Source organism: Rhodanobacter sp. DHB23 (assembly GCF_014842975.1).
In the GTDB taxonomy this organism is placed as follows: Bacteria; Pseudomonadota; Gammaproteobacteria; order Xanthomonadales; family Rhodanobacteraceae; genus Rhodanobacter_A.
Genome location: NZ_JACYXK010000013.1, coordinates 23251 through 30392, shown reverse-complemented (window position 1 = coordinate 30392; position 7142 = coordinate 23251). Strand labels below are relative to the sequence as shown.

At 69.7% G+C, this 7142-nt stretch carries 4 protein-coding genes; 3 read left to right on the top strand and 1 reads right to left on the bottom strand.

Annotation, left to right across the window (positions count from 1 at the left end; translation table 11 throughout):
- Positions 1–148 precede the first annotated feature (148 nt).
- Positions 149–1588, top strand: coding sequence for a sugar porter family MFS transporter (locus IHE47_RS00735; protein WP_192103153.1), 1440 nt, complete (start codon positions 149–151; stop codon positions 1586–1588).
- 166 nt (positions 1589–1754) lie between these two features.
- On the opposite strand, the gene IHE47_RS00730 is transcribed toward IHE47_RS00735, so the two are convergent.
- Positions 1755–2795, bottom strand: coding sequence for a LacI family DNA-binding transcriptional regulator (locus IHE47_RS00730; RefSeq protein WP_225561527.1), 1041 nt, complete (start codon positions 2793–2795; stop codon positions 1755–1757).
- A 113-nt stretch (positions 2796–2908) separates the two neighbouring features.
- On the opposite strand from IHE47_RS00730, the gene IHE47_RS00725 reads away from it, so the two are divergent.
- Together IHE47_RS00725 and IHE47_RS00720 are read left to right on the top strand one after the other, a co-directional pair.
- Positions 2909–5110, top strand: coding sequence for an alpha-glucuronidase family glycosyl hydrolase (locus IHE47_RS00725; protein WP_192103150.1), 2202 nt, complete (start codon positions 2909–2911; stop codon positions 5108–5110).
- Between the two features lie 5 nt (positions 5111–5115).
- A complete protein-coding gene (locus IHE47_RS00720) occupies positions 5116–7125 on the top strand; it encodes a sialate O-acetylesterase (protein ID WP_192103148.1) in 2010 nt (669 codons plus the stop codon).
- Positions 7126–7142 lie beyond the last annotated feature (17 nt).

Sequence of the window (7142 nt, the reverse complement as noted above, 5' to 3'; positions counted from 1 at the left end):
GTTCCTCTACACCACGTCCACCCTGCTCGTGTTTCCTCCCCCCCACGGGGGGGCGCCGCCGGGGGGGGCCCCCCCCCCGCCTCTTCATGTGGCGGGGCCGGAAACAAGTCGCACCGGAACCTTTGCGCAAAAAACCGAGGGGAACCCCATGCATGGCACCACGCTCGCACCGGCCGCGATGGCCGGCGACCGCAGCACGGAAAACACGCGTTTCATCGTCCTCATCAGCTGCGTGGCGACCATCGGCGGCTTCCTGTTCGGCTTTGACAGCGGCGTCATCAACGGCACCGTCGACGGCCTGAAGCAGACCTTCCAGTCGGGCTCGGTCGGGGTGGGCTTCGAGGTGGCGTCCATGCTGCTGGGCTGTGCCTTCGGCGCCTTCTTCGCGGGCCGCCTGGCCGACCACTGGGGCCGGCGCACCCTGCTGATCGTGGCGGCATTGCTGTTCCTGCTCTCGGCGACGGGCGCGGGCGCGGCGACCGGCTCGGCTTTCTTCGTGACGGCACGGGTGATCGGCGGCATCGCGGTCGGCGCCGCCAGCGTGATGTCGCCGGCCTACATCGCCGAAGTGGCCTCGGCCCGCTACCGCGGGCGGCTGGCCTCGATGCAGCAGATCGCGATCATCAGCGGCCTGTTCTGCGCCTTCCTGAGCAACTACCTGCTGGCCCGCGCGGCCGGCGGCTCCACCGCCTCACTCTGGTTCGGCCAGATGGCGTGGCGCTGGATGTTCTGGGTGCAGACCATCCCGTCGATACTGTTCCTGCTGCTGTTGCTGACCATTCCCGAAAGCCCGCGCTTCCTGGTGGCAAGGAGGCGCACGCAAGACGCGTTGGCCGTGCTCACCAGGCTCTACGGCGAGGAAACGGCGCAAGCCACGCTTGTCGACATCGATGTCTCGCTGTCCGCCGACCACCACCGGCCGCGGCTCTCCGACCTGATCGACAAGGCGCGGGGCAAGCTGCGTCCCATCGTCTGGGTCGGCGTGGGCCTCGCCACCTTCCAGCAACTGGTCGGCATCAACGTGGTGTTCTACTACGGCGCGGTGCTGTGGCAGGCGGTGGGCTTTTCCGAAAACGACGCGCTGCTGATCAACGTGATCTCCGGCGCGCTGTCGATCGGCGCGTGCATCGTCACGATCTTCCTGATCGACCGCATCGGACGCAAGCCGCTGCTGTGGATCGGCTCGCTGGGCATGGCAGTCGCGCTCGCGCTGGTGACCCTGGCGTTCGCCAGCGCCTCGCTGGACGCCGCCGGCAAGCTGGCCCTTTCACCCGCCATGGGCAAGTTGGCGCTGGTTGCCGCCAACGCCTACGTGTGCTTCTTCAACCTCTCCTGGGGCCCGGTGATGTGGGTGATGCTGGGCGAGATGTTCCCCAACCAGATCCGCGGCTCGGGACTGGCCGTGGCCGGCGCGGCGCAGTGGTCGTCGAACTTCCTGATCACCGTCACCTTTCCGGCGCTGCTGGTCGGCATCGGCCTGGCCGGCGCCTACGGCATCTACACGGTGGCGGCGATCCTGTCGCTGTTTTTCGTGCTGCGCTGGGTACGCGAGACACGCGGCAAGCCACTGGAGCAGATGGAAGGCTAGGAGCGTGAGCGGCAGAAATGTTCGAGGCGAAAAGCGCTGCCTGCGAGGGCAGTTTTTCGACGATTCGCCGGCCCATAGTGGTTCTATGGGCCAAGAAGCGGCGGAAAAATGGACCGCAGGCAGCGCTTTGCAGCCCGAACGATTTCTACCGCCCACGCTCCCAAGGCTACACCGAGCCCCGCTTGACCAGCATATGCGCGACCACCTGATCCACGATGCCCTTCGCCCCCTGCTTGCCACGGATCACGCGCAGCAGGATGTCGATCGCCGAGTCGGCCATCGCCGCGATGGGTTGGCGGATGGTGGTCAGCTCCGGCCACACGGTGGTGGCCGCGGTGGTGTCGTCGAAGCCGGCGACGGCAAGATCGCCGGGCACGTCCAGCCCGCGCCGGTGCGCCACCGAGACGACCGCGGCCGCCATGTCGTCGTTGCTGGCGATGATCGCGCTGGGCGGATGGCGCCGCGCGAGCAGCTTGCCCGCCGCGCGCAGGCCGGAGCGGTAGGTGAAGTGGCCCTGGTGCACGAGCGTGCGATCCGGCTTGATCCCGGCGTCGTGCAGGGCGGCCAGGAAGCCCTCGTAACGCAGCTGGCTGGCGGTCTGGCTGGGGTCGCCCTTGATGTAGCCGATGCGCGCATGGCCCTTGGCGATGAAATGGGCGGCCATCTCGCGGCTGGCCTGGAAATCGTCGATACGCACGTTGGAGACGCCCGCGCACGGACGGGCGGAGGCGATCGCCACCACCGGCACGCCGGCGCGCAGGAGTTCGGCGACCACGACTTCCGACTCGCACAACGGCGGCGGCAGGATCACGCCGGACACGCTGCGCGCCAGCGCGCGCGCCGCCGCACGCTCGGCGTCCGGCTCCCGCTCGCTCCATGCCTCGATGACCAGCTGCGCCGAGTTGCGGGTGGCGCCACGCAGCGCGCCCACCAGCAATTCGCGCAGATAGCCGGCGCTGGGGTTGGAGTAGATCAGCGCGATGCGCGTGCCGTGCGCGGTCGCCAACGCGCTGGCGGCGAGGTTGGGCGTATAGCCCAGTTCGCTCACCGCGCGCATCACGGATTCCCGCGTGGACGGGCGCACGTTGCCGACGCCGCTGACCACGCGCGAGACCGTCATCGGCGAAACCCCCGCGCGCTTGGCCACTTCGGCCAGCGTGACGGCGTGGCTCTTGCGGCGACCCGCTTTTTTCTTGGTCCTGTGCAAGGCGTTTTCCCTGGAGTGTCCTGCGGGCAGGCGCCCGTGATGTCGTGGGCCATTCTGCGCACAAATGCCGGCCGCGTGGTAGCGGCGACAAACACGAGTCCAGGCGGATGGCCATGACGACGCCACGGTCGCGCGCCCTGCTTGCCCGCCTGCTCACGCTGCTCCTGTCGGCCCTTGCCGCGGTCGGCGCACGAACCGCCCGCGCCGAAGACGGCTACGAACTTTGGTTGCGCTACCACCCGCTGCCCGCCGCGCAGGCCGCGGCCTATCGGGCGCACGTCGTGGAACTGGCCATGTCCGCGGGCACGCCCGCTGCGCAAGCCACGCGCGACGAGTTGCTGCGCGGATTGGGCGGCCTGCTCGGCGCGGCGCCCAGAATCGGCAGCCAGGCCGACCAGGATGGCGCCCTGCTCGTCGGCACGCCGGACTCCTCCCCGCAGTTGGCCCGGCTCGGGCTCGACACCCGCGCGCTGGGCCGCGAGGGTTACCTGATCAGCAGCGTGAAGGTGGACGGCCATGCCGCCATCGCCATCGTCGGCAACAGCGACGTCGGCGTGCTGTACGGCGCGTTCCGCTTCCTGCGCCTGCTGCAGACCGCGCAGCCGCTCGACCACCTGGACATCCGCGACGCGCCGCGCGTGCAGCTGCGCATGCTCGACCATTGGGACAACCTGGACGGCAGCGTGGAGCGCGGCTACGCCGGCGCCTCGATCTGGGACTGGTGGAAACTCCCCGGCTACGTGGATCCGCGCATCACCGACTATGCGCGCGCCAACGCCTCCATCGGCATCAACGGCGCGGTGCTGAACAACGTCAACGCCGACAAGCTGAGCCTCACCACGCCGTATCTCGCCAAGGCCGCCGCGATCGCCGACGTGCTGCGCCCCTATGGCATCCGCGTCTACCTGAGCGTGCGCTTCTCCTCGCCGATCGAACTGGGCGGACTGAAGACCGCCGACCCGCTCGATCCGGCCGTGGCCGCATGGTGGCGTGCCAAGGTCGACGCGATCTACAAGCTCATCCCCGACTTCGGCGGCTTCCTGGTCAAGGCCAACTCCGAGGGACAGCCCGGTCCGCAGGACTACGGCCGCAGCCACGCCGACGGCGCCAACATGCTGGCCGCCGTACTGGCGCCGCACGGCGGCGTGGTGATGTGGCGTGCCTTCGTCTACTCGAACAAACAGCCGGACGATCGCGCCAGGCAGGCCTACGACGAGTTCAAGCCGCTGGATGGCAGGTTCCGCAGCAACGTGATCCTGCAGGTCAAGAACGGTCCCATCGACTTCCAGCCGCGCGAGCCCTTCCATCCGCTGTTCGGCGCGATGCCGGATACCGCGCTGATGATGGAGTTCCAGGTCACCAAGGAATACCTGGGCTTCGCCACGCACCTGGTCTACCTCGGCACGCTGTTCCAGGAGACGCTGCAGTCCGACACCATGGCGCGCGGCAAAGGCTCGACCGTGGCGCGCGTGATCGACGGCTCGCTCTACGCCGGCACCGCCCATGCGCACCGCCTCACCGCCATGGCCGGCGTGGCGAACATCGGCAGCGACCGCGACTGGTGCGGCTCCACGTTCAACCAGGCCAACTGGTACGCCTTCGGGCGGCTGGCGTGGAACCCGGACGACTCCGCCCGCGCCATCGCCGCAGACTGGGTGCGCATGACCTTCGGCAACGACCCCGCCATCGTCGCGCCCATCGTGGGCATGATGATGGGGTCGCGCGAGGCGGCGGTGGACTACATGACGCCGCTCGGGCTGCACCACCAGATGCACGAGGGCGACCACTACGGCCCCGCGCCATGGGATGCCAGCGAACCGCGCGCGGACTGGCGGCCGGCGTACTACAACCGCGCCGACAAGGACGGCATCGGCTTCGACCGCAGCTCGCACGGCAGCGATGCCGTGGCCCAGTACGCGCCGCCGGTGGCCGCCGGCTTCGATGACCTCGCGCGGATCCCCGACAGGTACCTGCTGTGGTTCCACCACCTGCCCTGGGACTACCGCATGCGCTCGGGCCGCACGCTGTGGGACGAGCTGGTCCTGCACTACAGCCACGGCGTCGACGCGGTGGCCGCCATGCGCGTGACGTGGCGCAGCCTGGCTGGCCACATCGACACCGAACGCTATGCGAAGACCAGCGCCTTCCTGGCCATCCAGCAGCGTGAAGCGCAATGGTGGCGCGACGCGTCCATCGCCTATTTCCAGAGTCTCAACGGCCTGCCGCTGCCGGCGGGCATCGCACCGCCCGCGCATCCGCTCAAGTACTACCAGTCCCTCTCCTTTCCATTCGCACCGGGATACAACTCATGGTGAAGCCCATGCCATCTCGCATCGCGCAGCCGCGCCTGCTCCTTCCGTTGCTGCTTGCCGGCTGCTGCCTCGCCACCGGCACGCAGGCCGGCGACGCGAAACCCGCGCTGCTCGCACCCCTCTTCCAGGATCACGCCGTACTGCAGCGCGGACGCCCGATTCCCGTCTGGGGCCATGCACAACCGGGCGCCCAGGTGCAGATCGATTTCGCCGGCCGGCACATCACCGCGCGCGCCGACAGGCACGGTGGATGGCAAGCGCAGCTCCCCGCGGAGCAGGCCGGCGGCCCGTACACGTTGCAGGCACGCTCGGGCACCGCCACGCAGACGATCGGCGACCTCCTGGTCGGCGACGTGTGGCTATGCAGCGGACAGTCCAACATGGAGCTTCCCGTGCGGCGCACCCTGAACGTCGACAGCGAGGTCTCCGGCGCGAACAACGATTCAATCCGCATGCTGCGCGTGCCGCCCAGCGCGATGCCCGCGCCACAGGCCGGCTTCGGCGGCCCCGCGGCATGGCTCCCCACCACGCCGGCCAACGTGCCGGAGTTTTCCGCCGCCTGCTATTACTTCGCGCGCGAACTGCAGAAGACCGAGAAGGTGCCGCTGGGGCTCATCAACGCCTCGCTGGGCGGTTCGCGCATCGAGGCCTGGCTGAGTGCCGCCGCGCTGCGCAAGGCGGATGGCGCCAGCGACGCGGAAGCGCTCGACGTACTGGCGCAATACGCACGCGATCCGCGCACGGCAAACGCGCACTGGGGCGAGCTGTGGGCCGCGTGGTGGCGCGGACTGCCCGCCGCCGCCAGGGCCGAGCCGGCCACCGACGACCAGCCCTGGCAGCCCGGCGCACCCGGTACCGGCTGGCGCAAGGCGCCGCATGCACTCGGCGATTACCAGCAATGGGGCCTGCCGGAACTGGCCAGCTTCAACGGCATGCTGTGGTACCGCACCACGGTCAGGCTGACTGCCGCGCAAGCCGCCCAGGCCGCGACGCTCTGGCTCGGCAATGCCGACGAAATCGACGAGACCTGGGTGAACGGCCGCGGCGTGGGCAGCAGCTACGGCGGCGCGGATCGCCATTACCCGCTGCCGGACGGACTGCTGCATGCGGGTGACAACCTGGTCACGGTGAACGTGCTCAACACCTACGCCGGCGGCGGCCTCGTCGGCCCCGCCGCCACGCGCGCGCTGCACTTCGCGGATGGCTCTTCGGTGCCGCTCGACGACGCCGGCTGGGAATACCGCAAGGTGCCGCTCAAGGCCGGCACGCCGCCGCTGGCGCCCTGGCTTTCGGCATCCGGCATGACCACGCTGTACAACGGCGTGATCGCGCCGCTGGGCGACTACGGCCTGCGCGGCGCGCTCTGGTACCAGGGCGAGTCGAACACCGGCGAGGCCACCGCGTACCGCGCGCAGCTGGAGGCCCTGCGCGAGGAGTTCCGCGGCCAGTTCGGCGCCGGGCTGCCGCTGCTGGTCGTGCAGCTGGCCAACTACGGCGCCATCCCGACGCACCCGGTGGAAAGCGGCACCGCCGAACTGCGCGAGGCGCAGCGCCTGGTGGCGCAGGAGGACGCGCACAGCGGCCTTGCGGTCGCCATCGACATCGGCGAGCACAGCGACATCCACCCCGCCAACAAGCAGGAGCTTGGCCGCCGCCTGGCGCGCGCGGCGCTGCACGTGGTCTACGGCCAGGCGCCCGCGCCCTCCGGCCCGGTTCCGCTGTCGGCAAGACGCGAAGGCGATGCCGTGCTGGTCAGCTTCGGCGACGTCACCGGCAAGCTGCTTGCCTACGGCGGCCCCGACCTGCTCGGCTTCGAACTGTGCGGCGCACAGGCGGACAGTTGCCGCTACGCCAAAGCCGAGATCCGCAACGCCACGCAAGTCGTGCTGCACGCCCCGGTGGCCGATCCCGTCCGCGTGCGCTACGCATGGGCCGACAGCCCGCTGGTGAACCTCTACGACGAAACGGGTCTGCCCGCCGGGCCGTTCCAGTTCGACGTTTCCGCCGCTTCGAATTGAGCACCAGCATGAAACCC

Excerpts from the sequence above, each read along its gene's own strand:
- IHE47_RS00735 (WP_192103153.1), top strand. The coding sequence starts at position 149 with ATGCATGGCACCACGCTCGCACCGGCCGCGATGGCCGGCGACCGCAGC.
- IHE47_RS00725 (WP_192103150.1), top strand. The coding sequence starts at position 2,909 with ATGACGACGCCACGGTCGCGCGCCCTGCTTGCCCGCCTGCTCACGCTG.
- IHE47_RS00720 (WP_192103148.1), top strand. The coding sequence starts at position 5,116 with ATGCCATCTCGCATCGCGCAGCCGCGCCTGCTCCTTCCGTTGCTGCTT.